General features: G+C 66.5%; 20 protein-coding genes and 1 pseudogene. 6 read left to right on the top strand and 15 right to left on the bottom strand.

Going from position 1 to position 26,371, the window contains the following annotated elements:
• Positions 1-2: 2 nt before the first annotated feature.
• The 4 genes from nagA to AC07UW_RS06120 are packed head-to-tail and all read right to left on the bottom strand — an operon-like array spanning position 3 to position 4,586.
• On the bottom strand, positions 3-1,151 hold the full coding sequence (gene nagA, locus AC07UW_RS06135; RefSeq protein WP_495211637.1) for an N-acetylglucosamine-6-phosphate deacetylase: 1,149 nt from the start codon (positions 1,149-1,151) through the stop codon (positions 3-5).
• Complete coding sequence (locus AC07UW_RS06130) at positions 1,151-2,179, bottom strand: SIS domain-containing protein (RefSeq protein ID WP_317220827.1); 1,029 nt, start codon at positions 2,177-2,179, stop codon at positions 1,151-1,153. The genes nagA and AC07UW_RS06130 overlap by 1 nt, the downstream gene beginning before the upstream one ends.
• A 7-nt stretch (positions 2,180-2,186) precedes the next feature.
• On the bottom strand, positions 2,187-3,254 hold the full coding sequence (locus AC07UW_RS06125; protein ID WP_025878684.1) for a LacI family DNA-binding transcriptional regulator: 1,068 nt from the start codon (positions 3,252-3,254) through the stop codon (positions 2,187-2,189).
• A gap of 39 nt (positions 3,255-3,293) precedes the next feature.
• The gene (locus AC07UW_RS06120; RefSeq protein ID WP_223496579.1) at positions 3,294-4,586 is read right to left on the bottom strand and encodes a sugar MFS transporter; all 1,293 of its coding nucleotides are present in this window, start codon (positions 4,584-4,586) and stop codon (positions 3,294-3,296) included.
• 384 nt (positions 4,587-4,970) lie between these two features.
• On the opposite strand from AC07UW_RS06120, the gene AC07UW_RS06115 reads away from it, so the two are divergent.
• The 3 genes from AC07UW_RS06115 (at position 4,971) to AC07UW_RS06105 (ending at position 11,263) form a co-directional block, all read left to right on the top strand.
• Positions 4,971-5,987, top strand: coding sequence for a glucokinase family protein (locus tag AC07UW_RS06115; protein ID WP_495211636.1), 1,017 nt, complete (start codon positions 4,971-4,973; stop codon positions 5,985-5,987).
• Between the two features lie 142 nt (positions 5,988-6,129).
• Positions 6,130-8,793, top strand: coding sequence for a TonB-dependent receptor (locus tag AC07UW_RS06110; RefSeq protein ID WP_495211635.1), 2,664 nt, complete (start codon positions 6,130-6,132; stop codon positions 8,791-8,793).
• 112 nt (positions 8,794-8,905) lie between these two features.
• Positions 8,906-11,263: a beta-N-acetylhexosaminidase gene (locus tag AC07UW_RS06105; protein WP_495211634.1), complete on the top strand. Its 2,358-nt coding sequence runs from the start codon at positions 8,906-8,908 to the stop codon at positions 11,261-11,263.
• Positions 11,264-11,370: 107 nt separating this feature from the next.
• Here the strand turns inward: AC07UW_RS06105 and AC07UW_RS06100 are convergent, their stop codons facing one another.
• Both AC07UW_RS06100 and AC07UW_RS06095 read right to left on the bottom strand, forming a co-directional pair.
• Complete coding sequence (locus tag AC07UW_RS06100) at positions 11,371-11,763, bottom strand: VanZ family protein (RefSeq protein WP_495211633.1); 393 nt, start codon at positions 11,761-11,763, stop codon at positions 11,371-11,373.
• Complete coding sequence (locus AC07UW_RS06095) at positions 11,760-12,944, bottom strand: class I SAM-dependent methyltransferase (protein WP_033832017.1); 1,185 nt, start codon at positions 12,942-12,944, stop codon at positions 11,760-11,762. Before AC07UW_RS06095 ends, AC07UW_RS06100 begins: the two co-directional genes overlap by 4 nt.
• Before the next feature lie 59 nt (positions 12,945-13,003).
• Between AC07UW_RS06095 and AC07UW_RS06090 the strand changes: the two genes are divergently transcribed.
• Complete coding sequence (locus AC07UW_RS06090; RefSeq protein WP_088100951.1) at positions 13,004-13,741, top strand: pteridine reductase; 738 nt, start codon at positions 13,004-13,006, stop codon at positions 13,739-13,741.
• 95 nt (positions 13,742-13,836) lie between these two features.
• Here AC07UW_RS06090 and folK read toward each other — a convergent pair whose 3' ends face one another.
• On the bottom strand, positions 13,837-14,322 hold the full coding sequence (gene folK, locus AC07UW_RS06085) for a 2-amino-4-hydroxy-6-hydroxymethyldihydropteridine diphosphokinase (RefSeq protein WP_025878692.1): 486 nt from the start codon (positions 14,320-14,322) through the stop codon (positions 13,837-13,839).
• A gap of 93 nt (positions 14,323-14,415) precedes the next feature.
• Here folK and AC07UW_RS06080 point away from each other — a divergent pair, with 93 nt between their 5' ends.
• Positions 14,416-15,159, top strand: a complete 744-nt coding sequence (locus AC07UW_RS06080) for a proteasome-type protease (RefSeq protein ID WP_025878693.1) — start codon at positions 14,416-14,418, stop codon at positions 15,157-15,159.
• A 75-nt stretch (positions 15,160-15,234) separates the two neighbouring features.
• Here the strand turns inward: AC07UW_RS06080 and AC07UW_RS06075 are convergent, their stop codons facing one another.
• The 4 genes and pseudogenes from AC07UW_RS06075 to AC07UW_RS06060 form a co-directional block, all read right to left on the bottom strand.
• Positions 15,235-16,746, bottom strand: coding sequence for a hybrid sensor histidine kinase/response regulator (locus AC07UW_RS06075; RefSeq protein ID WP_032975381.1), 1,512 nt, complete (start codon positions 16,744-16,746; stop codon positions 15,235-15,237).
• Between the two features lie 4 nt (positions 16,747-16,750).
• Complete coding sequence (locus tag AC07UW_RS06070) at positions 16,751-17,191, bottom strand: response regulator (RefSeq protein ID WP_025878695.1); 441 nt, start codon at positions 17,189-17,191, stop codon at positions 16,751-16,753.
• A complete protein-coding gene (locus AC07UW_RS06065; protein WP_025878696.1) occupies positions 17,188-19,005 on the bottom strand; it encodes a sensor histidine kinase in 1,818 nt (605 codons plus the stop codon). Before AC07UW_RS06065 ends, AC07UW_RS06070 begins: the two co-directional genes overlap by 4 nt.
• Positions 19,006-19,205: 200 nt before the next feature.
• Positions 19,206-19,442: pseudogene (locus AC07UW_RS06060) on the bottom strand (BON domain-containing protein); the annotation flags it as partial.
• Between the two features lie 335 nt (positions 19,443-19,777).
• Between AC07UW_RS06060 and AC07UW_RS06055 the strand changes: the two are divergent.
• Positions 19,778-20,821, top strand: coding sequence for an oxidoreductase (locus AC07UW_RS06055; RefSeq protein WP_336032212.1), 1,044 nt, complete (start codon positions 19,778-19,780; stop codon positions 20,819-20,821).
• A 327-nt stretch (positions 20,822-21,148) separates the two neighbouring features.
• On the opposite strand, the gene gnd is transcribed toward AC07UW_RS06055, so the two are convergent.
• The 4 genes from gnd to AC07UW_RS06035 all read right to left on the bottom strand — a co-directional run bounded on the left by gnd (position 21,149) and on the right by AC07UW_RS06035 (position 26,291).
• Positions 21,149-22,054 (bottom strand): phosphogluconate dehydrogenase (NAD(+)-dependent, decarboxylating), encoded by a 906-nt coding sequence (gene gnd / locus AC07UW_RS06050; RefSeq protein ID WP_495211632.1) that lies wholly within the window; start codon positions 22,052-22,054, stop codon positions 21,149-21,151.
• A 10-nt stretch (positions 22,055-22,064) separates the two neighbouring features.
• Positions 22,065-23,303 carry a hypothetical protein gene (locus AC07UW_RS06045; protein WP_495211631.1) on the bottom strand — a complete coding sequence of 413 codons (1,239 nt, stop codon included), beginning with the start codon at positions 23,301-23,303 and terminating at the stop codon, positions 22,065-22,067.
• Positions 23,304-23,320: 17 nt separating this feature from the next.
• Positions 23,321-23,938: a DUF2242 domain-containing protein gene (locus AC07UW_RS06040; protein WP_495211630.1), complete on the bottom strand. Its 618-nt coding sequence runs from the start codon at positions 23,936-23,938 to the stop codon at positions 23,321-23,323.
• Positions 23,939-24,113: 175 nt separating this feature from the next.
• On the bottom strand, positions 24,114-26,291 hold the full coding sequence (locus AC07UW_RS06035; RefSeq protein ID WP_033832022.1) for a carboxy terminal-processing peptidase: 2,178 nt from the start codon (positions 26,289-26,291) through the stop codon (positions 24,114-24,116).
• Between the last annotated feature and the right edge of the window lie 80 nt (positions 26,292-26,371).

Here is a 26,371-nt window from a genome sequence, read left to right as displayed (position 1 = left end):
CGTCAGGCCGCCTCGTACTGGCCGGCGATCCACGTACCACGCACCTGCAGCGCGTCGTCCAGCAGCACCAGGTCGGCCTGGTAGCCCTCGGCGATGTAACCCAGGCGATCATCGACATTGAGGAACTGCGCCGGATAGGTCGAGGCCATGCGCGCGGCTTCGGCCAGCGGCTGGCGCAGCAACTGCACGGTGTTGCGCACGGCAGTGGCCATGTCCAGCGCCGAACCGGCCAGCGAGCCGGCCGCGTTGCGCACCACGCCGTCGATGGCAGTGATGGTTTCGCCATACAGCACGTAGCTCGGATCGTCGGCACCGACCGGCGGCATCGCATCGGTCACCAGCAGCAGGCGGCCACGCGGCTTGGCCGCCAGCGCTACCCGCAGGCTGGCCGGATGCACGTGCACGCCATCGACGATGATGCCGATCCAGCTGTCGCGATCTTCCAGCGCCGCGCCGACCGCGCCGGGCTCGCGGCCCTGCAGCGGCGACATCGCGTTGTACAGATGGGTGAAGCCACGAATGCCGGCATCGAGGCCGGCACGGATCTCTTCATAGGTACCGGCTGTGTGGCCAGCGGCGACGATCACACCACGCTCGACCAGCGCGCGGATGGTCTCCAGCGGCACGCGCTCGGGCGCCAGGGTCAGCAGGGTCACGCCGTTGTCCAGCGACGACGCCAGTTCGATTTCCTGCTCGTCCGGCACGCGGAACTTGCTGGCATCGTGCGTGCCCTTGCGCGCCGGTGCGATGTACGGGCCTTCCAGGTGGATGCCGATCACGCCGGGCACACCCTGCGCAATGGCCTGGCGCATCGCGCCGATCGCCTCGCGCATCACGACCACGTCGTCACTGATGAGGGTCGGCAGCATCGCCGTGGTGCCGAAGCGGCGATGCGCACGGGCAATCGTGCGCAGCGACTCGACGTCGGGCGTGTTGTTGAACAGCGCGCCGCCACCGCCATTGACCTGTACATCGATGAAGCCCGGCAGCAGCCAGCCACCGCCCAGATCCACCTGCTCGTCGGCCGTACCCAGCTGCGGCGCCGCGTCGGGCAGCAGCGCGCTGATGTGGCCGTCTTCGATAACCACCGCAAGATCATTGCGGAACTCATCGCCGGCAAGAATGCGGGCATTGCGCAGGACGGTTGCCATCACACCGTCTCCGTCACCTTGTTCAGATGCGGCGGCAGATCCGGGTTGAAGCCACGGCGCAGCGCCAGTGCATTGATCGCGCGGTAGAAGCTCTGCACCGTCAGCAGCGGCGCGCACAGCGGATGCGGCGCGGCAGCGACCGGCAGATTGCCGCCGGCGCCGGCCAGCCACACCTGGGCACCACGTGCGGTGAATTCTTCAGCCACGGCACGGGTGCCGGCGCCGGTTTCATCGGGCTGGGCGAAGGCCAGCACCGGGAAGCCGCGATCGACCAGCGCCATCGGACCATGCTTTACCTCGGCCGAGCTGTAGGCCTCGGCATGCAGGCTGCAGGTTTCCTTGAACTTCAGCGCAGCTTCCTGCGCCGCACCAAGGCCGAGGCCACGGCCGAGCACGAACAGGTTGTTGGCCTCCACCAGGCCATCGGTCACCGCGCTCCAGTCGCACTGCCAGGCCTCGCGCATCGCATCGGGCAGCAGGTCCAGTGCATTGCGCAGCGCGCTGTCCTGCTTCCAGTACGCCGCCAGCTGCAGCAGCGCGGACAACGAAGCGAGGTAGCTCTTGGTCGCGGCCACGCTTTTCTCCACGCCGGCATGCAGCGGAATGACCGTGTCGGCCAGTTGTGCCAGCGGTGAATCCTCGACGTTGACCAGCGCCACCACGCGCGCGCCAGCGGCCTTGGCCGCTTCGGCGTTGCGCAGCAGGTCCGGGCTCTTGCCGGACTGCGAGATGACAATGAACAACGCACCGCGCAGCTGCAGCGGTGCGGCGTAGACCGAACCCACCGATGGCGAGGCCGAGGCGACGACCAGGCCCAGCTGGGTTTCCAGCAGGTACTTGCCGTAGGTCGCGGCATGGTCGGAGCTGCCACGTGCGCAGGTCACCACGAACGGCGGCGGCGCAGCGCGCAGGCTGGCTGCCAGCGTCTCCATCACGGCGTGGTTGCGGGCGAACTGGCGGGCAACGACCTCGGCCGCTTCGGCAGCCTCGGCGAACATCAGGGTGGCGGTGGGATCGGACAGCGACATGGCAGGCTCAGGAAGGATCGGAAGGAAGGGGGCGCGCGGCGGCAGGACGCATCGGTGCGGTCGAGCCGCGCACCACCAGTTGCGGCACGAAGCCCTGGTTGTGCAGCGGCGCCGGCGCATCGTCGTAGGCATCGCTGCGCAGCTGTGCGATCAGCAGGCGCGCGGCATGGCGGGCGATGTCTTCGGTGGCCTGCTTGGCGGTGGTCAGCGGCGGCCACGACTGCCGCGAGAACGGACTGTCCTCGAAGCCGGCAATGGACAGGTCGTAGGGCACGTTCATGCCGGCCGACTTCGCTGCGGCCAGCACGCCGGCGGCGATTTCATCGTTGGAACCGAAGATGGCGGTGGGCGGTTCGCGCAGTGCCAGCAGGCGCCGCGCACCGCGGAAACCATCGTCGAAGGTGTAGTCGCCCTGCACCACCAGATGCTTGTCCACGGTCATGCCGTAGTCCTTCAGCGCGGCCTCGTAACCGGCGTAGCGTTCGCCCGAAGAACGGTGCGAGGTGCCACCCCAGAGGAAGCCGATGCGCTGGTGGCCCAGCTGGATCAGGTGCTCGGTGATTTCATAGGCAGCTTCGCGGTCGTCGACGAACACACAGGCGCCATCGGCCGGATCTTCGGTAGCGGCAATGATCCGCACCAGCTTGATGCCGCGCGCGGTGAGCGCCTGGACCAGGTCGCGACGTTCGGACATCGGGGCGGTCAGCACCAGCCCGGCCAGGCGCGAGCGCTGCACCCAGTCGGCCAGTTCATCGGCCAGCAGCGGCGAACTGGAATCGCACGGATGGATCTGCAGGCCGAAGCCTGTTTCGCGGCAGGCGGCGAGCACGCCGTTCTGCACGCCGATGATGTGGTACGGGTTGGGGTTGTCGTACACCAGCCCGATCACGAAGGTGGTGCCGCTGCGCAGGTTGCGCGCGGACGGATCGGGTTCGTAGTCGAGCTCGGCAATGGCACGCAGCACCCGCGCACGGGTGGCCTGCATCACCGAGGGCTCGTTGTTGATCACCCGCGACACCGTCTTCAGCGAGACCTTGGCCTTTTCGGCAACGTCCTTGATGGTCGCTCTGCGCATCGGCTTTTCCTGGGGTTGGCTGCCGTCCATCATCGCCGATCAGACCTTGTCCTGCGGCAGGCCGACGCGATGGCCGACCACCGAGTAGAACAGGATGTACAGGTAGCAGGGCACCATCAGCAGCAGGAACACCAGCTGGAAGTCGATGTGCTGCTTGAGCACGGCAAACAGCTGCGGAATGATCGCGCCGCCGGCGATGCCCATGACCAGCAGCGCCGAACCGGTTTCGGTGAAGCGGCCCAGGCCACGGATCGCCAGCGGGAAGATCGCCGGCCACATCATCGCGTTGGCAAAGCCCAGCAGCGCGACGAAGGCGACCGACACATAGCCGTGGGTGAAGAAGGCGCCCAGGCAGAACACCACGCCCAGTACCGCCGAGACGGTCAGGTAGCGCGACTGCGAGATCACTCGCGGGATCAACGCCAGGCCGACCACGTAGCCGATGAGCATCGCAAACAGGGTGACCGCGGTGAACATCTTGGTCTGGTCCAGCGGCAGGTCGAAGCCATGACCGTAGGTACCGATGGCGTCACCGGCCATCACTTCCACGCCGACGTAGACGAACAGGCACAGCACGCCCAGCCACAGGTGCGGGAACTGGAAGATGCTGCTGCGCTCGGCCTTGCCCGGTGCGCCGGCCGGAGTGGCATTGGCCTCGGAGGCCTTGATTTCAGGCAGCGGCGAGAACAGCACGGCCACTGCCAGCACGACCAGCAGTGCCGCCATGCCCAGGTACGGCGCATGGATCTTGGCGGCGAACTGGTTGAGCAGCGTGGCCTTGGTGGCCGCATCGGCGGCCTGCACCTGAGCGTCGAGGTCACCGATGCCATGCAGCACCAGGGTGCCGATCAATATCGGCGCAAGGATGCCAGCGATCTTGTTGCAGATGCCCATCATCGCGATGCGCCGTGCGGCGGTTTCGATCGGGCCGAGGATGGAGATGTACGGGTTGATCGCGGTCTGCAGCAGCGCAAGGCCGCTACCGATCACGAACAGGCCGCCCAGTGCACCGGGATACCAGCGCTGGGTGGCGAATTCACCGAACAACGCCGCACCACCGGCCATCACCAGCAGGCTCAGGCTCAGGCCTTTTTTCATGCCGGTGCGGCGCAGGATCCACGACGCCGGCAGGGCCAGGAAGAAGTAGGACAGGTAGAACACCATCAGCACCAGGAAGGCGCCGACCTCGCTGAGCTCGAAGGCGAGTTTAACGAAGGTGATCAACGGGCCGTTGAGCCAGGTGAAGAAGCCGATCAGGAAAAACAGCACGCCGACGATGGCGATGGACGAGGCCACGTTCGGGCGTGCGCTTGCAGCGGGGACGGCTGACATCAGGAAGGCTCCTGCGGCGACGGCCGCAGAACACGGCGTCGGAGAGTGGCTGGGAACAACGTTGTCACATTCTTTCGATGGACAGCGACCGTTTGTCAACTTCCCTGCACGGGCCACCACGCCTCATGTTGCACTGCGCAAGCGCGCTGCACGGCCATCCGCTGAATGCGCTTGGCCCTTGAAGCCCCTTGCTGCAACGGTTCCGCCCGGGATGCAGTACTCACGCCATGTAAACGTTTACGGCGATCTGCATTCGCTGCGGCGCAGCAACGAAAGTGTCACGAACTCGTTGACATCGTTGTCAGCGCGGTTACAGACTCCGCCCAATCGCCGGCTCCATCGTTGCCCTTCCCGGGGCCGGCCCCACCTGCAGCAGGAGCCCGCGTGACCGCCAGCCATCCCGCCCCGGCCCATGTCCTGTCCCGCGTCGCGCCCTCGTTCCTGGCTGCCGACGTTGGCGGCACCCATGTGCGTGTCGCCCGGGTCCAGGCCAGCGGCGACGATGCCCATCCGGTGCAGGTGCTCGATTACCGCAAGTACCGCAATGCCGACCACGCCGGGCTCAGCGCGATCCTCACCGACTTCCTGGCCGAAGGCCCGCGCCCGTCGCACTGCGTGGTCGCCACCGCTGGCTATGCCCGCGAAGACGGCACAGTGATCACCGCCAATGTGCCGTGGCCGTTGTCGGCGCGGCAGATCGAGGCCGACGTCGGCCTGCAGCGGGTGCACATCGTCAACGACTTCGAAGCCGTGGCCTATGCGGCCGCGCAGGTCGATGCCAGCGGCGTGCTGCACCTGTGCGGACCGGAGACGGCGCCGCGCGGCCCGACCCTGGTGGTCGGCCCTGGCACCGGCCTGGGTGCAGCGCTGTGGATTCCCACGGCCAACGGTCCGGTGGTGCTGGCTACCGAAGCCGGCCAGCCCACCCTGGCCGCCAGCACCGAACTGGAAATGGCGATCGTCCGCCACATGCAGCGCGACCGCGCGCACGTGTCGATCGAACATGCCCTTTCCGGTCCCGGCCTGATGAACCTGTACCGCGCGATCTGCGCGCTGGAGGGGCAGGCACCGGCGCTGGCCAGCCCCGATGCGGTCACCGCTGCGGCGATGACCGGCACCGATCCGCTGGCGCGTCAGGCGCTGGATGTATTCTGCGGCCTGCTCGGCAGCACCATCGGCGACATGGCCCTGTTCTATGGCGCCCACGGCGGGGTCTACCTGGCCGGCGGAATCCTGCCGCAGATCCGTGAGTACCTGCGTACCAGCACGTTCGTCGAACGCTACCTGCAGAAGGGGCCGATGGGCGAGGCGCTGGCACGCATCCCGGTGAAGGTGGTCGAACACGGACAGCTGGGCGTGATCGGCGCTGCCAGCTGGTACCTGCTCCACGCCGACGCCTGAACCTGCAATCGGCTTCAACGCAATCGCAGCACGCAGTACGTGGCACGCCAATGCCGGGACATCGCCGCCGCCCCGCGCACGTCATCGCAACCGCAATCCCATATCGCCGCCGGCATCCAATCGAGTGATGAGGAGAGACATCATGAATACCCGCAAGACCTTGCTTTCGGCCGCCATCGTCAGCTGCATCGCCTTCAGTGCGCACGCGCAGCAGGCCGCCCCGACCGCCACCGATCTGGACACCGTCACCGTTACCGGTATCCGCGGTTCGATGGAGAAGTCGCTGGACACCAAGCGCGAAGCCAATGCGCGCGTGGAAGTGGTCACCGCCGAAGACGTGGGCAAGCTGCCGGCGCACAACGTCGCCGATACCCTGCAGCGCCTGCCGGGCGTCAACATCAGCTCGTCCAGCGCCGATGAGGGCGGCTTCGACGAGGCCGACCGTGTCAGCCTGCGCGGCACCAGCCCCAGCCTCACCCAGACCCTGATCAACGGCCACACCGTCGGTTCGGCCGACTGGTTCGTGCTCAGCCAGGGCAACAACGTCGGCCGCAGCGTCAGCTACTCGCTGCTGCCGTCGGAACTGGTCAGCTCGGTGGAGGTGAACAAGTCCTCGCAGGCCAAGCTGCAGGACGGCGGTACCACCGGTACCGTCAACATCATCACCCGCAAGCCGCTGGAGTTCTCCAAGCAGTTCACCGCTGAAGGCTCGATCGGCATGGTGCGCTCGGACCAGGCCAAGTCGAACGACCCGCAGTACTCGGCATTGTTCAACTACAAGAACGAAGAAAACACCTTCGGCGTGATGGTGCAGGGCTTCAGCCAGAAGCGCGAACTGCGCCGTGAAGCGCAGGAAATTCCGGGTGGCTTCTTCAAGATCGGCGCCGACGACCCGGTGGCACTGACCAATCCGGACCTGATCGGCGTCAACGTTCCCGGCCTGCTGGGTTCGACCCTGTTCGAGCAGACCCGCGAGCGCAAGGGTGGCCTGGTCTCGCTGCAGTTCAAGCCGACCGACACCCTCACCCTGGGCCTGAATGGTTTCAGCTCCGAGCTGAAGGCGAACAACTACAACCGCAACTTCATGATGTTCGGCAACAGCTTCGCCAAGGTGCAGGCGCCGAACCCGGGCTATGTGGTCAAGGATGGCGTGCTGACCAACGCCACCTACGCAGGCGTGCCGGGCACCAATTACGCGGTGTACGACATGATCTACCGCGAGTCGAAGGCCAAGTCGAGCTACGTCACCTTCGACGCCGACTGGCAGATCAGCGACAGCCTGACCGCCAAGTTCCAGGCCGGCAGCACCAAGGGCACCGGTGAGACCCCGCGCCAGTACATCGCCGAGGTCACCGTGGGCAGCGGCGGTGGCGCCAGCTGGGCCACGCACGGCAGCGGCTCGCCGATCGACTGGAACGTCGGCGGCGACCTCTCGCCCAACGGCGTGACCAGCTTCGGCACCTGGGGCAACCAGCAGGTCACCGCCGAGGACAAGGAGAAGTGGGCCACGCTCGACTTCAACCAGTACTTCAACGACGGCGGCGTGCTGAGCTCCATCGACTTCGGCCTGCGCTTCGCCGACCACAAGCGCGAAGCGCTGTCGCCGGAAGGTGCAACGCCGGGTGACATCTGGAGTGCGCTGAAGAACGGTGCCACCTCCAACTATCCGAACGGTTTCGCTGGCGATATCGGCGGTACCTTCCCGCGCAACATCTGGTACTTCACCCCGGGTGCGCTGAAGGATGCGGTGACCAACAACTCCACCTGGCTGGCGGGCAACGACGGCCCGACCGGTCGCCACAATTACGGCGCCGAGTGGCAGGTGAAGGAAAAGAACTTCGCCGGCTACGTGCAGGCCAACTTCCGCGGTGACTGGTGGAGCGGTAACCTGGGCCTGCGCTACGTCAACATCAAGCAGGACATCAACACCTACAACGCGGTCAGCAATGCTGCCGACGCGGATGTAAGCAGCCTGTTCGGCATGTGGGAACGCATGGCCTTCCAGAACAAGCGCAACCGCGTGCTGCCCAGCGCCAACATCAAGTTCGACCTGGACGACAACCTCGTGCTGCGCGTGGCCGCTTCGCAGACCCAGACCCTGCCGGACTACTCGGCACTGGGCGCGTCCTCGTATGGTTCCGACCTGAACCGGACCGGCGGCGGCGGCAACCCGAACCTCAAGCCGACCCTGTCCACCAACCTGGATGCCAACCTGGAGTGGTACTTCATGCCGCGCGGCCTGCTGTCGGTCGGCGCCTACCACATGGACCTGAAGGACTACATCGCCTTCGACGTCGTCTCGCGTCAGCTGTACAGCGAACTGACCAACCAGCTTGAGACCTACCAGATCTCCACCCCGATCAATGCCGACGGCAAGGTCACCGGCGTGGAAGTGGCCTACGAGCAGCCGATCGGCGAATACTTCGGCGTCAACGCCAACTACACCTACGCCAACGGCACGACCGCGCACACCTGGTCCGATGGTTCGCACAACCTGCTGGGCACCTCGAAGAACACCTACAACGTGGGCGCGTACTTCGAGAACGAGCGCTTCGGTGCACGGGTCAGCTACACCCACCGTTCCTCGTTCCTGATCAGCCTGTCGGGCACCAACCCGTACTACCAGGATGACTTCGGCACGCTGTCGGCGTCGCTGAGCTTCAAGGCCACCGACTGGCTGAGCATCAGCCTGGATGGCCTGAACCTCAACAACCCGACCTACAAGTACTACCAGACCGCGGCCATTCCGACCTCGTTCTACAGCAACGGTCGCCAGTACTACCTGAACTTCCGCTTCAAGTACTGATCCAGCGGCAGCATCATCGCCGAGTCGTGCACGCACGCCGGGCCTGGGTCATTCCGGGCCCGGCGTTTTTCATGTATAGCGAACATCGCACCCGATCCAAGGAGTCCTTCCGATGACGAAGCCCACCCGCGCCAGGATGCGCAGCCTTCTGTTGCTGGGCAGCCTGCTGGCGGCCCTGCCTGCACTGCCGGTACTGGCCGCCGATGCCCCGGCACTCGATACCGGCCCTGGCCCGCAGCTGCGCGCCGGCAGCCTGATGCTGATTCCCGCACCGGCCAACGTGCAGCGCGGCAACGGCACGGGCATCACCGTGGGCGCGGCCACCGTGCTGCATGCCGATGGCGAAGCCGCACAGCGCGTGGCCGCGCAGTTCGCCGACCTGCTGGCGCGCAGTGGTGGGCCGCGACTGGCCGTGGCCAACGGCAAGGCCGCCGCCAAGGGCAACAGCATCCGCTTCCAGATCGTGCCGACCTTCCGCGACAGCGGCGAGGGGTACACGCTGGAAAGCACCGCGCAGGGCGTGCTGGTGCAGGCCGGCAACGAGACCGGCCTGTTCTACGGCGCCACCACCCTGGCCCAGCTCGCCACCGGCGGCAGCAACGGCGTGCTGCCGGCCGTGCAGATCCAGGATGCGCCGCGCTTCAGCTGGCGTGGCTTCATGCTCGACTCGGCGCGGCACTTCCAGAGCCTGGACGAGATCAAGCGCGTGCTCGATGCGATGGCCGCGCACAAGCTCAACACCTTCCATTGGCACCTGACCGACGACCAGGGCTGGCGCATGGAGATCAAGCGCTACCCGAAGCTGACCGAAGTCGGCAGCTGCCGCCTGCCGGCCGGTGATGGCGGCATCGATCCGGTCAGTGGCAAGGAACATCCGTACTGCGGCTTCTACACGCAGGACCAGATCCGTGAAGTGATCGCCTACGCCGCCAAGCTGCATATCCAGGTGATTCCAGAGATCGATGTACCCGGCCACGCCACCGCTGCCATCGCCGCCTATCCGGAACTGGGTACGATCGACACGCCGTTGAAGCCGTTGAGCGAATGGGGCGTGTTCCCGAACCTGTTCAACGTCGAGGACGGCACCGTTACCTTCCTGGAAAACGTGCTGGAAGAAGTGATCCAGCTGTTCCCGGCCAGGTATGTGCATGTGGGTGGCGACGAGGCGGTGAAGGATCAGTGGGAGGCATCAAAACAGGTGCAGCAGCGCATGCGCGCGCTCGGCATCAAGGATGAGATGGCCATGCAGAGCCACATCATCAAGCGCCTGGAAACCTTCCTGGAACAACACGACCGTCGCCTGATCGGCTGGGACGAAATCCTTGAGGGCGGCCTGCCGCCGCAGGCCACTGTAATGTCCTGGCGCGGCACCGAAGGCGGCCTTGCTGCGGCCAGCGCCGGCCACGATGTGGTGATGTCGCCGGTCAGCCACCTGTACCTGGATTACCTGCAGACGGCTTCGCCGAACGAACCGCCGGGCCGGCCGACGCAAGTGAACCTGGCCAAGCTCTACAACTACGAACCGGTGCCGGCCGAACTGGCCGCCGACAAGCGCGGGCACATCCTCGGCCTGCAGGCGAACATGTTCACCGAGCACACGCGCACCTACGCGCGTCTGCAGCACAACCTGTTCCCGCGCCTGGCCGCCGTGGCCGAGACCGGCTGGAGCACGCCGGAGCATCGCGATTTCCGCGACTTCCTGGCCCGCCTGCCCTCGCAGCTGCAGCGCTATCGCGCCTGGGGCCTGGCGTATGCACAGACGCCGTTCGAAGTAGGCGTTGCCTACACCGATGACCGCGCGGCGAACACGGTGACCGTGTCGCTGGCCAATCCACTGGGCTATGAAGTGCGCTACAGCAGCGACGGCAAACCGGTGACCGCGCAATCGCCGCTGTACCAGCAGCCGTTGACGTCCACGCTGCCGGCGACGGTGCAGGCTGCCGCCTTCTACCAGGGCCAGCCGCTGGCTGCGAAGCCGACGGTGGCGTCATACACCGCGCAGTCGCTGCTGTCGCGGCACAGCGAAGCACTGCGCAGCTGCGTCGGCGAGAAGGGCTTGGTACTGCGCCTGGAAGATGATGGTCCGCGCGAAGGTGCACGTGCGGTGTTCACCGTCGACATCTTCCAGCCGTGCTGGCGTTGGCCGCAAGCACAGCTGGATGGCATCGGCAGCGTGGAAGTGCGCGCGGGCCGCATTCCGTACTACTTCCAGCTGGCCCACGACGAGCCGAAGCGTCGCTTCGAAAAGGCCCGGAGCGCGCACGGCGAAATGCTGATCCGTCGCGGTGACTGCACGGGCAAGGTGCTGGCACAGGTGCCGCTGCCGGCGCAGACCGATGCCGATGGCTTCGTGACCCTGCGTGCGGAATTGCCGAAGGGCACCTCGGGTACGGGTGATCTGTGCATCAACTTCACCGGCGACACGCGCCCGGCGATGTGGGTGCTGGATGAGGTGACGCTGGGGAAATAACGGCGGATCTGCCTGTGGCGGGTTTCATCCACGCATGGCGTGGATCTACTGTAGAGCCAGGCCATGCCTGGCTGCCTTTGGTAGTCGCCAACCTTGGTTGGCGCGCCTTACCCCCGCCAGCGCAACAGGATGTCGCGCAGCGGGGTCAAGGCGGTACCCATCCCTGCCAACACGCCAACGGCGTTGGCCACCGCATCCATCGGATCGGCCATGCGGTTGCTGGTCAACGCGCCCTGCGCGAACTCGATGCCGACGCCCATCAGCACCAGGCCGGCACCCACCCACAGCAGTGGACGGCCACGCCGGAACAACTGCACCGCGCTTCCAGCCAGGATGAAATAAGCCAGGAAATGCTCGCCCTTGTCGCTGTTTTCCGGCAGCGGGATCGGCGGCGGCGGAATCAGGCAGACCACGATCACCGTCAGCACCGCCAACACCCACAACGCGGTCCACAGTCGCGGCCGCCGCAGCGGCTTGATCACCGGCAACGCTGCACTCACAGGCGCCAGCTCAGGTCGCCCAGTTCGAAGGCCGGTTCGAAATCGACGTCGCGCTGCAGGCCAATGGCCTGGAAACGCTCGCCCATCTCCGTTGGCAGGGTCAGCTTCTTCACCTGGTCGCGCAACTGGATGCGGCCCACTTCATCGGTGCGCTCCTCGGCCAGGGTCAGTACCTGGTCCAGGCCGTTGCCGAGCAGGAAACTGGCCTGGCTGCAGTACCCGGCCAATTCAAATCCGCCGTGCAGGCCGGCCTCGGCCATGGCAGTGAAATCGACCGATGCGGTGATGTCCTGCAGGCCCGGCCAACGATGGATCTCGTTGTGCACGTGGTGGCGGTAGAACGCGCGCACGGTGCCGTCATCGCGTTCTTCCTGGTAGAACTCGCCCCGGTTGTAGCCGTAGTCCACGAACAGCATCGCGCCGCGCCGCAGGCCACCGGCCACCGCCTGCAGCCAGTACGGCAGCTGCGGCAGCACTTCAGAACGGTAGCCGTCGGCAAAGGGCTTTTCCAGGTAGCGCTCGAGATGGCGCACCGCGCCGTTGAGCAGGAGGTCGGCCGGCTGTGCGCCACGGATGAAGTTGCCCTGCGCGTCCAGTTCGACGGTTTCCTCGTATACCTCGCCGTCCTTGATGAGGAAGCGCGGTGTCGGCAGCGCATCGATCACCTCGTTGGCGAACACCACGCCGTCCCAGTCGTCCTCGAACGGACGATCAAGCCATTCCACCCGGCCGGCCAGTTCGGGCGGCAGGTTCTGCTGCAGGCGCTCCTGCTGGCGCTGGCGCAGGTCCGCACTGGGTTCAAGGATCGCGTAACGGGCCGGCAGCGCCTCCAGCTCGGCCAGGCGCAACAGCACCGCCTCTGCGAAGGCGCCGGTGCCGCCGCCCAGTTCCAGCATCCGTGCGTGCGCATCGAGCTGGCCGAACACCGGCGCCAGCGCATTGGCCACGCTGCCGGCGAACAGGCTGCCGAGTTCTGGTGCGGTGGTGAAATCGCCGCTGCCGCCGAATTTGCTGGCACCGGCGCTGTAGTAGCCCCAGCCCGGCGTGTACAGGCACAGCTCCATGAAGCGGGAGAATGGCATCGCCCCGCCCTGTGCGAGGATCTCGGCACGCAGGGCGGCGGCCAGTTGATCGCTGTGGGCCAGGGCATCGGCTTCGGGCAGGGGGAAGGTAGGCTGCATGGCGTCTTCGAATGCGGTGACAATGGTGCACAGGATAGCCGAGCCTTGGAGGACCCTCGATGAGTGACACCGCCCCCGTGGCCCTGATCACCGGCAGCGCACGCCGGATCGGCGCGGCCATCGCCCGCCAGTTCCACGCCTGTGGCTGGTCGGTGGTGCTGCACGCCCATACCTCCAGCGCCGAACTGCAGCAGGCCGCCTTCAACCTGGACAACGAGCGCCCCGGCAGCGTGCTGGCGTTGCAGGCCGACCTGCGCGACGCCGATGCCCTGGCCGATCTGGTCGAGCAGGCGGTCACCCACTTCGGCCGCCTGGATGCGCTGGTCAACAACGCCTCCAACTTCTTCCCCACCCCGCTCGGCCAGGTCACCGCCGAGGCGATGGACGAGCTGTACGCGGTCAACGCGCGGGCGCCGCTGCTGCTGGCCCAGGCCGCCGCGCCTTACCTGCGCCGCCAGCACGGCTGCATCGTCAACCTGACCGACCTGCACGGCACTGACCCGATGCGCGACCACGTCGCCTACACGATGGCCAAGGCCGCGCTGGAAATGGCCACCCGCTCGCTGGCGCTGGAACTGGCGCCGAAGGTGCGGGTGAACGCGGTGGCACCCGGTGCGATCCTGTGGCCGGAACAGGGCAAGGACGATTTCGCCCGCGAGGCGCTGCTGGCGCGCACGCCGCTGGCGCGGATCGGCACGGTCGAGGAAATCGCCGAAGCGGTTTACTGGCTGGCGGCCGAGGCCAGCTTCGTCACCGGCCACACGTTGCGCGTGGATGGTGGGCGTACGGTCAGCTGAAATGCTGCCGGCCAGCGGCCGGCACTACCGGTAGTGCCGGCCGCAGGGCCGCAGCCCCCGCGCCGGTCGGGCCGGCCGCGGGCCGGCAGCCTCCCTCATTCGAGGTCCACGACCTCGAACGCTTCGCCAAACTGCTTGTGCGCGCGCCACAACGTGGCCAGGTCCAGGCCGCTGACCGGATCGACGAAGTCCGGGGCGATGTCAGCCAGCGGCTTCAGCACGAAGGCATGCTTCAGTTCCGGGCGCGGAATGCGCAGATGGCCGGGGCCCTCCACCACCAGGTCGCCATAGAACACCACATCGACGTCCAGGGTCCGGTCGGAGAAGCGCGGGCCGCTGCGGTCACGACCATGTGCATCTTCCAGCGCATGCAGCCAGTCATCCAGTTCCTGCAGCGGCAGGTCGGTCTCGAGGGCAACGCCGTTGTTGAGGAAGGCCGGGCCGTCGAAACCGACGGCAGCGGTGCGGTAGGCGGCAGACACCTGCAGCGCGCCAAAGCGCTCGCGCAGGGCCGCCACCGCAGCGTGGAGGTAGCGGCGGGGATGGACGTTGCTGCCCAGGCTCAGGAGCACGGTGGTCATGCGGTTCCGGTGACGGCAATCAGGTGGAGCGCGGGCATGCCATCGTCACAACGGCCTGCCTACAATCCGGGACGCATATGATAGGGCACCGACATGACCTATTGCGTTGGAATCGAGGTGGACGAGGGCCTGGTCTTCGCCGCCGACACCCGCACCAATGCCGCGCTGGACGATGTCCGCGTGCACCGCAAACTGCACGTGTTCGAATATCCCGGCCAAGCCGCCTACGTGGTGATGGCCGCTGGCAACCTGGCCACGACCCAGTTGCTGGTGTCGCGGCTGAAGCGCGATGCCGAGGAGCGGCGCACGCCGAACCTGCGCGACATGGCCCATCTGTTCGAGGCTGCGGCCTACGTCGGCTCCCTGCTGGTGGACAGCCAGGTACAGAGCCAGCACACCGAGCATGGCCACGACGGGGTGAACACCCAGGCGACGCTGATCTTCGGTGGACAGATTGCCGGTGAACAGCCTGGCCTGTACATGGTCTATCCGCTGGGCAACGCCATTGCCGCCTCGCCGGAGACGCCCTATCTGCAGATCGGTGAGTCCAAGTACGGCAAGCCGATCCTGGACCGCATCCTGACCCCGTCCACGCGCCTGGAAGATGCCGCACGCACGGCGATCGTCTCGCTGGATTCGACCATCCGTTCCAACCTGTCGGTGGGCCTGCCGGTCGACCTGGCGCTGCTGCGCGCCGGCGAACTGCGGATCAGCCAGCAGCTGCGGCTGGGCGCCGATTCGCCGCTGTATGCCGACATCCACCAGAACTGGTCGCGACGGCTGGAACAGGCGGTGGAAAGCCTGCCGCGGTTCCCGTGGGAACCCCAGGACCGGTAGTGCCGGCCGCTGGCCGGCAACCGCAATGATCCGACCACACGCAGATGCCGGCCAGCGGCCGGCACTACCCGTGTTTCAGCCCAGCGCGTCGGCCACCGCGCGGAAGACCTGCTGCATCTGCAGCGGCTTGCGCAGCAGGTGCACCTCGATGCCAGCGGGGAACACATCTTCGGGCATCTCCCCGGCAGCGTCTTCCAGCACCAGTGCCGGGCCGCGGTAGCCGAGCGTGGCCATTTCGCCCAGCAGCTGGCTGGCCGACAACAGCTTGGAGCCGGCATCGGCAATCACCAGCGCCGGCATCGCCTCCTGCTGCATCCAGCGCAGCGCAGCCGGGCCATCGGAGGCCAACTGCAGCTGATAACCCTGGCTGGACAGTGCATTGCCCAGCAGCGACAGGCGGGTGGCTTCACCATCGACCACCAGGATCGACTGGCCACTGCCCAGTGCCACCAGCTGTTCGATCGGTTCGCCGCCCTCGGCGCTGGCATGCATCGGCAAGCGCAGCTCGAAGCAGGTGCCCCGCCCCAGCTGGCTGTCGACGTGGATGCTGCCACCGGCACCTTCAACGATGCGCTTGCAGGAAATCAGGCCCAGCCCGGTGCCATCGGCCTTGGTGGTGAAGAACGGGTTGAACAGGTGCGACAACGTGTCCGCATCCATGCCGGTGCCTTCATCGACCACCGCGATGCGCAGCCAGTCCTCGCCATCGCGCTGGCCACCATGGCTGGCGGTCAGGCTCAGGTTGCCACCCTGGGGCATCGCCTGGATCGCGTTGAGCGCCAGGTTCAACAACACCTGCTGCAACTCGGTGTAGTTGGCATCGACCACCAGCCCCTCATCCTCGACCACCAGGTCCAGGCGGACGCCATCGGGCACGTTGCTGCGCAACAGCAGCGCCACGGCCTGGAACAGGTCATCGATGTGGATGCGTTCGCTGGCCTTGCGCGAGCCGCGCACGAACGACAGCATCGATTCGGCCATCTCATGGCCACGGCGACCGCATTCGGCGATCACGTCGGCCAGGTGGTGCAGCTGCGGATCTTCGGTACGCGCCTTCAGCAGGTCCGGCATGATCAGCAGCGGCTGCAGGATGTTGCGCAGATCGTGGCTGAGCCCGGCGGCCAGCAACGACAGGCTTTCCAGCCGTTGCGCGCGCATCAGCTCGGTTTCCACCCGCGAGCGCTCGATGGCGCTGCGTGCCTCACGCACCGCGCGCGCCACGGCCGACGGCAGGCGCGCCGGCTGGTGCTTGATGATGTAGTCGTTGGCTCCCTTCTGCAGGGCCGCCACCGCATTCTCCTCGCCCATGGTGCCGGAGACGAAGATGAAAGGTACCTCCGGCAACGCATCGCGCACGATGCGCAGCGCGTCGTCGCCGGAGAAACCGGGCATGCTCAGGTCGGACAGCACGATGTCCGGCTGGAAGCGCGCCAGCGCATGGCGCAGGTCGTCCGCGCTCTCGACACGCTCGAAGGTGGCCTCAAGGCCTGCATCGAGCATCTGTTCGGACATCAGCTCGGCATCCTCCGGGGAATCTTCCACCAGCAGGATGCGCAATGCGCCGAGCGCGGGACCGGTCAGGGGCATGGGCCTACTCGATCTCCGGAGCCTGGTTGATCAGTGCCCAGAACTTGCCCAGGGTCTGCACTGCGCCGAAGAACTGGTCCACGTCCACCGGCTTGACCACGTACGCGTTCACGCCCATGTCCCAGCTGCGGGCCAGGTCGCTTTCCTCGCGCGAGGAGGACAGGATCACCACCGGCAACCGCTTCAGCTCATCGTGTTCGCGGATCTGCCGCAGCACTTCCAGGCCATCCATGCGCGGCATCTTGATGTCCAGCAGCAGCACCGCCGGCAGGCCCTCTTCGCGGCTGGCGAAGGCGCCACGGCGCAGCAGGTAATCCATCACTTCCACGCCGTCTTCGACGTGCACGATGGGATTGGCCAAGCGCGCTTCCTGCAGCGCATCGATCGCCATTTCGGCGTCGGCCGGGCTGTCTTCGGCCAGGAGGATGGTGCGCAGCGTCGTCATGCGATGGGGCCCTGTTTGTCCGTGTCGAGCACGGGGGGAAGATAGAAGTGGAAGGTGGCGCCGGCATCCGGTGCGGCTTCGGCCCAGATGCGGCCGCCATGGCGGGTCAGCACTCTGCGAACGCTGGCCAGGCCAATACCGGTGCCGGGATAGTCGCTGGCCTTGTGCAGGCGCTGGAATACACCGAACAGCTTGCCGGCGTAGGCCATGTCAAAGCCTGCACCATTGTCGCTGACCGTGAACTGATGACCGCCATCGGGCTGCTGCTGGTAGTCCACGCGGACCTTGGCCGGCTCGCGGTTGGCTGAATACTTCACCGCGTTGCCCAGCAGGTTCAGCCAGACCTGGCGCAGCATGTTTTCGTCGCCCACCACGATCGGCAGCGGCGCGATGCTCCACTCCACCTGATGGGCGTGGCCACTGCTCTCGGCTTCGCTCTGCACGTTCGCGTCGAGCATCGCGCGCGTATCGGCCACCAGCGACTGCATGTCCACGGTCTGCTGGCGCATCGCCACACGGCCCAGGCGCGAATAGACCAGAAGGTCGTCGATCAACGTGGCCATGCGCCGCGCTGAACCGGAGATCACCCCCAGGTAGTGCTGGCTCTTCTCGTCGGCAGCCTCGCCCAGATGGCGCGACAGCTTGTCCGAGAACCCGGCGACATGGCGCAGCGGCGCGCGCAGGTCGTGCGACACCGAGTAGCTGAACGCTTCCAGTTCGCGGTTGACCTCCGAGACCTGGGCGACCTTGCCCTCCAGCTGCCGGTTCAGTTCTTCAACACGTGTCTGCACCGCACGCTGCACGGTCACATCGCTGACGGTCAGCAGCACTACTTCATCGTCGGTGTCAGGCAGCGGCATGCGCCGTGCGTTGAGCAGCATGTAACGGGACATGCCGTCGACGGTGCGTTGTTCATGTTCGAAATCCCACAGTTCGCGGCCGCGCAGCAACACATCGGCCAGACGCTGGCGCACCACCGGGTCACGCCACGCGCCCTCGCCTACGTCTTCCAGCAGCAGGCCGTCTGCGCGCTCATCCTGCAGCCCGTACAACTCTGAGAACGCGGGATTGTGCAGCTGCACGCGCAGCTCGCGATCCAGCAGCACGATCGGTTCGCGCACGGTCTGCAGCACCGACGCCGCGCGTGCCGCCGCGCGCTGCGACTGTCGCTCTGCCTGCAGGCGGCGGCCGATCTGCCGTTGCAGCAGCCACAGCACCAGGCCGAGCAGTGCCAGCTGCACCAGCAGCGAGCTCCACGACACGAAGTTGGTCTGTCGCTTCTGTCGCTCCGCCTGCGCGGTGCGCTGGGCCAGCAGCGCTTCCTCACTGGCCTGCAGCTCTTCCACCAGGCCGCGGATCGGGTAGCGCGTGCTCAGGTCCTGCACCAGCTCGCGCTGGTCGCTGTTCGGCTCGGACTTCGCCAGTTCACGCGCAACACCCAGCCGGCCTTCCAGCATCGACTGGATGCGGCCGATGCGGATCAGCTGGTCGGGATTGTCGCGGGTCATCCGGCCCAGTTCGGCCAGACGCTCGGGGATGTCGTTGGCCTTGCCCATGCGCTCGCGCAGGCCCGGCGCGTCCACGCCCTTGGACAGCGTCAACGCAGCAGATTCGATGTCGCGCACGTCGGTCTGCAGCTGCTGCAGGGCCACGGTCACCTGCTGGGTATGGGTCACCCAGCCCATGGCCAGTTCGTTGTCCTGCTGCAGTTTGCGCAGGGTCAACCACGGGACCACGATGATGGCTGCCGCTGCCAGTGCCAAAGCAGGCAGTCGCCAGCGATCCCAGATGTCATCACTGAAAACCAGCGCCATAGTTCCTCGTCAGCTCAGCCGGGGAGTGCGATCCGGGCAGGACCGGCCACGGCGGAACCGGCAATATAGCGCAGCCGGTCACATCTCTGGGGCAATGGGTCATTCGGCGGGGCGCCCACCAGCACGTATCGAGCAGGCGCCACAGCACAAAACAGGGGCGCCCCCGTGGGAGCGCCCCTGCCGATAACCTGCGGCGTCGATCAACGCTTGGCGGCGCTGACCTTCAGTGCGGCGGCATCAACGCGGGTCACGCCCTTGATGCCCTTGGCGGTGGCGATGGCCTTGTCATGCTCGGCCTTGGTGGCAACGGTGCCACTCAGGCTGACCACGCCATTGACCGTCTCCACCTTTACTTCGGTACCCGGCACATTGCTGCTGGCGAGCAGATCGGCCTTGACCTTGGTGGTGATCCAGCTGTCGGTGACCGGCTCGTTGGAATCATGGCGGTCTGCATGGGTCATCGCCGAATGATCGGTTTTCGGCGGGCTCTTCGCTGCGGCGTCCTGGGCGAATGCGGCCGAGGAGGACAGCGCCAGGCCCAGGGTGAGGGCGGAAGCCAACAGCGTACGGGTCGTGGTGCTCATCGTTTGGTTCTCCTACTGGTTGGTGCGCCCAGTGTCGCCAAGTGCTTGTAGTGCAGGCGTGGCGCTGCGGTCACGCTCACGTGAATGGGCGCACCCGCAGCGGGAATGGTTCAGCTTCCGGGCGCGTAGTCATCTCGTTTACCCTGAGGTTCCTGTCCTGCACTTCACGATCTGCGCGGAGTCCTCCCATGCGCCCTGAGCTGCAACTGGCCCTGATCGGCTACGGCCTTGCCGGCCGCGTCTTCCACGCCCCGCTGATCCAGCACACGCCGGGGCTGGCCCTGCACAGCGTGGTCAGTTCGCAGCGCGATACGCTGCTGCGCACCTTCAGCGACGTCCACGTACGCGCGAGCGCACAGGAGGTCTTCGATGACCCTGCGGTAGATGCGGTGGTCATCGCAACGCCGAACGAACAGCACGCGCCATTGGCCATCGCCGCGCTGGCCGCCGGCAAGCATGTGCTGGTGGACAAACCGTTCGCCGTGAGCGTGCGCGAAGCCGAACAGGTGCTGGCTGCAGCGCGCGACGCTGGACGCATCGCTACCGTGTTCCAGAACCGGCGGTTCGATGCGGACTTCCTGACCCTGCAGGCGCTGCTTGCCGACGGCACGCTCGGTGACATCGCCGAATGCCACGCACATTTCGACCGCTATCGTCCGCAGGTGCGCGAACGCTGGCGCGAGCAGGACGGACCGGGCAGCGGCCTGTGGTACGACCTGGGGCCGCACCTGCTGGACCAGATGCTGGTGCTGTTCGGCTGCCCGCAGGCGATCGATGCGGACCTTGCGGTGCAGCGCGAAGGCGGCAGCGGCGTCGACTATTTCCACGCCGTACTGCATTACCCGCGCCATCGCGCGATCGTGCATGCCGGTTCACTGGTCGCTGCGCCTGCCCCCCGTTTTGCCGTGCATGGCACGCGGGCCAGCTGGATCAAGCATGGCCTGGACGTGCAGGAGGCGCAGCTGCGTCGCGGCATCGCGCCAGGTGCGCCGGGATGGGGCGTCGATCCGCGCCACGGCGAGCTGCTGCACTGCGATGCGGAGGACAACGTCCAGCGCAGCACCGTGGACAACCTGCCGGGCGACTACCGGCGCCTGTATGCCGACTTCGCGGCGGCGATGCAGGGTGAGGGCGAGCCGACGGTCAGCGCGCAGCAGGCGCTGCAGGTGATGCGGTTGCTGCAGGCGGGGATGGATAGCGCACGCGAAGGGCGGCGGGTGCAGGTGGGGTGATCGGCAGGGCTGCGCCCTGCACCTGCCGAAGCGGTAGTGCCGGCCGCTGGCCGGCAACAGCAACAGCAAAGTCAACAGCGGGCATTCCGTGGGATGGCGGGGTGGGTCCGGTTGCGGGGGACGCCGTAAACCCGTCCATGGGGGCTTGGCCGCGGCATCCATGCCGCGGACACCCCCGCAACCGGACCCACCCCGCCTTCGACAGTTGTCCGCTGCTCTTGGTGGGCGTCGACCTTGGTCGACACGGCATGGCCTGCTCTTGGTGGGGGTCGACCTTGGTCGACACAGTAGATCCACGCCATGCGTGGATCTACATAAAACCGGTGCTTACGACTTCTTGATGGCGTGGCCGCCGAATTCGTTGCGCATCGCTGACAGCAGGCGGTCGGTGAACGAATTGGATTCGCGCGAACGCAGGCGTTCGAGCAGCGAAAGGGTGATCACCGGGGCAGGTACGTCCAGCGCGATCGCTTCGGCGACGGTCCAGCGGCCTTCACCGGAATCTTCCACATACGGTGCGATGCCATGCAGCGAGGGATTGCGCTTGAGTGCTTCGGTACTGAGGTCCAGCAGCCACGAACGCACCACGCTGCCGTGGCGCCAGACCTCGGCCACCTGGGCCAGGTCCAGTTCCATTTCCTGCTTGCGCTCCATCAGCGCGAAGCCTTCGGCGTAGGCCTGCATCATTCCGTACTCGATGCCGTTGTGGACCATCTTGGTGAAGTGGCCCGCGCCGGACGGGCCCACGCGCGCCCAGCCACGATCTTCGGCCGGTGCCAGCGTGCGCAGCAGCGGTGCGATCTGTTCGACCACCGCTGCATCGCCACCCACCATCAGGCTGTAGCCTTCCTGCAGGCCCCACACGCCGCCGCTGGTGCCACAGTCCACGTAGCCCAGGTCATCTTCGGCCAGCGCCTTGGCGCGACGGATCGAGTCCTGGTAGTTGGAGTTGCCACCGTCGATGACGATGTCACCTTCGGCCAGGTGCGGGGTCAATTGGCCCAGCGTCTGGTCCACGGTCTCGCCGGCGGGCACCATCAGCCACACCACGCGCGGCACCGGCAACGCGGCCACTGCGGCGGCCAGCGAATCAACCACCTCCAGGCCGGCCTCGGCGGCGCGCTGGCGGGCGCCCTCGCCCGGGTCGTAGCCAACAACGCGGTGGCCACCGCGGTGCAGGCGCTGGGCCATGTTGGCGCCCATCCGGCCGAGGCCGATCATTGCAATATCCATTGTTTCACCTTCAGTTGGGGTCTAGGGTCAGGCTGCCTGGCCTGCCGGTGGCTGCGCAGTGGCGCAACTGCGCCTCGCGCCAACGCCGGTAGAGCGTGGTATGCAGATTGTGCAACGCCAGGTCGATGGAAAACGGCGTGCGCGGATTCCGGTCGAGCAGGCGGATGATGTGGTAGCCGACAGGACGTATACCGCGTGGGTGCGCGTAGATCACGAACTGCTGGTAGAACGGATCGTCCAGCAACTGGTCCATCTGCTGCACGACGTCACGATAGCGCGGGGCCAGCTGCGCACGCAGCGCTGGATCGCGTTCATACAGCAACCTCTCGAAATAGCGTTGGCCGACACGCGGAATGCCCTGCGCCAGCTGCCACAGGGCACGGTTGCGCTGGTCATACCAGGCCAGGCCACCGTGCTCCGCCAGTGCCTGCGCCGCGCCTTCGCCCACCTCCACCACGACGAAGTTCTCCGCCTGGTTGCTCAAATCGTCCAAGGTGCCTTTGTCGAAGACGTGTTCGATGAAGCCCGGCAGCCCGACAAAGGCCTGCCGCCCCATCGCCGACGTGCGCACGGCCTTGCCGTCGGCCATGAACTGGCCGGCCTGCGCGCCCAGCAGGATGCTGTCGGTGTCGTGCAGGCCAAGGAAGGTGCCGATGGACAGTTCGTCCGCAGTGAATTCCGCATCGAAGGCGGCATCACCGTAAAGCTCGCGTTGCGTGGCCAGCTGCGCGACCTGACGGCCGACACCGCACTCGGCACGCACGCGGCCGGTGTAGAACGCATCCAGTGCGCGGCTGTTGCTGGCGGCCGGTACATAGCCGCGGCCGAAGCTGCGCACCCGCTGCCATCCCTGTGCCGGGGCACCGCGTGCGCCGAAGCCGATCCAGCCAAGCTGCACACCGGTGAAGCGGAAGGTCTCATTGTTCTGCAGTGCCTGGGTGGCCCGTTGTACGGCCGCGCCCAGTTCAAAGGCGTAGGCGCAGACCGTGGCCGGGTCATCCAGCAACTGCTGCAACAGGGCCTGCTGATCGGTGTCGGCCATCGTGTCCGGCCAACGCACGCGCAGATCACCGGCCGCCTGCGCCTCGGCCAGCGAGGCACGCGTGCACACCGGCCCACCCTGTACCTGCGGCGCGGTGACCGCTGCGGTTTCAAAGCGCCACCCCAGCCGCTGCAGCAAGCCCTGGCTGCATTCGGCCGTAGCGGCCAGCGCGCTCAGGGGCCAGCCCAGCAGCAGGGCCCATGCCATCACCCTGCCGCGCACGCTCAGCCCTGGTCCGTTGCTGCCGGCGCTGGTTCGGGCTCAGGCCCGGCAGGAGGCTGCGGCGACGCGGCCGGCTGCGGTTGCGGCACTGGCTTCGCTGCCGCTGGCAGGTACTGCTGCAGGCGCTGGAAGAAGCGCCGATAGAACTCGGCATCGGTGATCGTGCTGCTGGCCACTTTCACCAGTGAGTCGTCATTGCTGCCGAACGGCAGCGACACCGAGCCCAGCGCGCCCACGCCCACACTGGCCGAGGTCGGGCTCTTCTTCAGTGCATAGCGGTCCTGCACGGCGCTGACGAACACCAACGCCTGGCTGCCACGCGGCGCGCACGAGATACGCAACACCAGCTGCTCATGGTCGTCCTCGCGCGGCTGGAAGTTCTTGTTGCCTTCCACCTGCGCATCGTCCGAGCGTGCGATCGCATAGCCCTGGCTGAGCAGCGTGCGCCGGGCTGCTTCGCAGGCTTCGGCCGGACGGCCATCGACGGTGCGCGAGAAGGTGTCGCCGGAGTCGAAGGACTCCCGCAACAGACTGCTGTCGGCGGCACGACCACCACAGGCGGTCAATGCCAAGGCACTGGTGGCAGCCAGCAGGGAAGCAGAAAGAAGGGAGGCCCGCATGGGTACTCCTGCGAAGACGGTATCCCCGAGGGTAGCCCCCTGCCCGTGTGCGCCGGGTCGAAAACACCGGTCCCGTCCGCCACCGTTGTACTCGGTTCATGCAGAAAGGGGACGGAAGGATCAAGTCGTTTGTGCCACCAACGACTTGATCCCTCCGTCCCCCTTTTTCAGTCAATCAGTCGGCCCAGCGGCCTGCGGCGGTGGACTGCGGCAGCACCTGCGCCGACAGCGGTCGATCAGTCTCCAGCAGGTTCACCGCGTCGGCCAGGATCGAGGCCGATTCACGCAGCAACGGATCCGGACGCTTCTCGGCGGCCTTCTCGCGGGCGGCATCCTTGACGATGTCGCGCTCGTTGCCGGTCAGGCCGTCATCGCTGCTGTCATCGGCCAGCGGGTCCAGGGCCAGGCCCAGTTCCTTGCGCACGATCTGGCGCTGCTTGCGCTGGGTATCCTGGCGCTCGCGCTCGGCACGACGGGTCGCTTCATTCAGCGAGACGTACTTCTTCGCTGCTTCGGTCCGGAACTGCTCCACGTCCTCGTTCCACCACTGGAATTCCTTGTCGGTGGCGATGCGCGCGTCATGGCGCGTTTCCAGCTTCGGCAGCAGCGGCGCGAAGTTGCCGTACTGGGTGTGCGGCACCGCGGCGATGCGGGTCCACGGCAGGGCATTGTCGTAGGTGCTCTCGCCGAACTCGGTGGCATCGACGCTGGCCGGGAACGCCAGGTCCGGCACCACACCCTTGTGCTGGGTGCTGCTGCCGCTGATGCGGAAGAACTGGGCGATGGTCAGCTTGACCTGGCCAAAGCGCTGGGCTTCGCCGCTCGGCCAACGGTCCAGGTCGACGATGTTCTGCACCGTGCCCTTGCCGAAGCTGGTTTCACCGATGACCAGGCCGCGGCCGTAGTCCTGGATGGCACCAGCAAAGATTTCCGACGCCGACGCCGAACCACGGTTGATCAGCACGGCCAGCGGACCGTCCCATGCCACGCCCTGGTTGCGGTCGCTGTTGACGGTGACACGGCCACCGGATTCGCGCACCTGCACCACCGGACCCTGCTCGATGAACAGACCGGTCAGCTCGATGGCTTCATCCAGCGAACCGCCACCGTTGTTGCGCAGGTCCAGCACCACGCCGTCCAGCTTGTCGGTCTTGAAACCGGCCAGCAGCTTGGCCACATCGCGGGTGGCCGACGCGTAATCGGTGGCGTTGCGACGACGGCCTTCGAAGTCCTGGTAGAAGGTCGGCAGCTTGATCACGCCGACCTTGCGTGCCGGCTCGCCATTGACGGCCGGAATGGTCATGGTCTCGCCCTTGGCGGCCTGTTCGGCCAGGCGCACTTTCTGCCGGGTGAGCACCAGGGTGTGGTGCTTGCCGTCGACGCCCGCTTCGGCCGGAATGAACTCCAGCTTCACCTGGGTGTCCTTGGCGCCACGGATCTTGGCCACGACATCATCGATGCGCCAGCCGATCACATCTTCCACCAGCCCGGACTTGCCCTGGCCGACGCCGACGATACGGTCACCCGGCTTCAGCGTGCCGTCCACGGCCGCCGGACCACCGGCGATGATCTCGCGGATCACCACCACGTCGTCCTGGCGCTGCAGCTGCGCGCCGATGCCTTCCAGCGACAGCGACATCGCCTGATTGAAGTTCTCGGCGGTGCGCGGGGTGAAGTAATCGGTGTGCGGATCAACCGCGCTGGTGTAGGCGTTCATGAAGAACTGGAAGGTGTCTTCGCCCTTCAGCTCGTTGACCGACTTTTCAAGGGTGGCGTAACGCTTGTCCAGCGTCTTGCGGATGTCATCGGACTTCTTGCCGGCCAGCTTCAGTCGCAGCCAGTCATTCTTCACCGACTTGCGCCACAGCTCGTCGAGCTCTGCATTGGAAGCGGCCCACGGCACGTCCTTGCGGTCGTACTCGAAGCGCTCGTCGGTGGTGAAATCCGGTTCCTGCTTCAGCAGCTTGCGCGCATAGGCCACACGCTCGCCGACGCGCTGCTTGTAGACCGCGAACACCTGGAAGGCCGGCTCCAGCTCGCCGCCCCGGATGGCATTGGCAATGCCAGCCTGGAACGGCGCGAAGCGGGTGATGTCGGCCTGGGTGAAGTACTGCTTGCCGCCGTCCAGCGTCTCCAGGTAGCGCTTGAACACATCCTTGGAGGTGGCTTCATCGAGCGCACGCGGACGGTAAGCGTAGCGGCTGTCGGACAACAGGCCGTACACCAGCTTGGAGGTGGTCACCTGATCGGCGGTGGCGGCAGCCGGCAACGCCGGTGAGTCGGCCTTGGCCGCGAGCGCCAGCGGCGCGACCAGCGCCAGGGCCATCAGGAATGCGGGGGCTTTGAATTTCATTGACGTGCTCGAAGGCGCCTTGCCAAGGGGGAGACTGCAGGGTGTTCAGACACCACGACAGTGCCGAAAGTTGCCGGGTT

It is taken from the genome of Stenotrophomonas sp. GW821-FHT02D01, assembly GCF_059421765.1.
Note: the sequence above shows the minus strand (reverse complement) of the source record. Positions and strands in the feature narration are given on the sequence as shown.

Bases quoted from the DNA above. Each gene is read 5' to 3' on its own strand.
- nagA (WP_495211637.1), bottom strand. From the start codon at position 1,151: ATGGCAACCGTCCTGCGCAATGCCCGCATTCTTGCCGGCGATGAGTTC.
- AC07UW_RS06130 (WP_317220827.1), bottom strand. From the start codon at position 2,179: ATGTCGCTGTCCGATCCCACCGCCACCCTGATGTTCGCCGAGGCTGCC.
- AC07UW_RS06125 (WP_025878684.1), bottom strand. From the start codon at position 3,254: ATGCGCAGAGCGACCATCAAGGACGTTGCCGAAAAGGCCAAGGTCTCG.
- AC07UW_RS06120 (WP_223496579.1), bottom strand. From the start codon at position 4,586: ATGTCAGCCGTCCCCGCTGCAAGCGCACGCCCGAACGTGGCCTCGTCC.
- AC07UW_RS06110 (WP_495211635.1), top strand. From the start codon at position 6,130: ATGAATACCCGCAAGACCTTGCTTTCGGCCGCCATCGTCAGCTGCATC.
- AC07UW_RS06105 (WP_495211634.1), top strand. From the start codon at position 8,906: ATGACGAAGCCCACCCGCGCCAGGATGCGCAGCCTTCTGTTGCTGGGC.
- AC07UW_RS06095 (WP_033832017.1), bottom strand. From the start codon at position 12,944: ATGCAGCCTACCTTCCCCCTGCCCGAAGCCGATGCCCTGGCCCACAGC.
- AC07UW_RS06090 (WP_088100951.1), top strand. From the start codon at position 13,004: ATGAGTGACACCGCCCCCGTGGCCCTGATCACCGGCAGCGCACGCCGG.
- folK (WP_025878692.1), bottom strand. From the start codon at position 14,322: ATGACCACCGTGCTCCTGAGCCTGGGCAGCAACGTCCATCCCCGCCGC.
- AC07UW_RS06080 (WP_025878693.1), top strand. From the start codon at position 14,416: ATGACCTATTGCGTTGGAATCGAGGTGGACGAGGGCCTGGTCTTCGCC.
- AC07UW_RS06075 (WP_032975381.1), bottom strand. From the start codon at position 16,746: ATGCCCCTGACCGGTCCCGCGCTCGGCGCATTGCGCATCCTGCTGGTG.
- AC07UW_RS06070 (WP_025878695.1), bottom strand. From the start codon at position 17,191: ATGACGACGCTGCGCACCATCCTCCTGGCCGAAGACAGCCCGGCCGAC.
- AC07UW_RS06065 (WP_025878696.1), bottom strand. From the start codon at position 19,005: ATGGCGCTGGTTTTCAGTGATGACATCTGGGATCGCTGGCGACTGCCT.
- AC07UW_RS06055 (WP_336032212.1), top strand. From the start codon at position 19,778: ATGCGCCCTGAGCTGCAACTGGCCCTGATCGGCTACGGCCTTGCCGGC.
- gnd (WP_495211632.1), bottom strand. From the start codon at position 22,054: ATGGATATTGCAATGATCGGCCTCGGCCGGATGGGCGCCAACATGGCC.
- AC07UW_RS06045 (WP_495211631.1), bottom strand. From the start codon at position 23,303: ATGGCATGGGCCCTGCTGCTGGGCTGGCCCCTGAGCGCGCTGGCCGCT.
- AC07UW_RS06040 (WP_495211630.1), bottom strand. From the start codon at position 23,938: ATGCGGGCCTCCCTTCTTTCTGCTTCCCTGCTGGCTGCCACCAGTGCC.
- AC07UW_RS06035 (WP_033832022.1), bottom strand. From the start codon at position 26,291: ATGAAATTCAAAGCCCCCGCATTCCTGATGGCCCTGGCGCTGGTCGCG.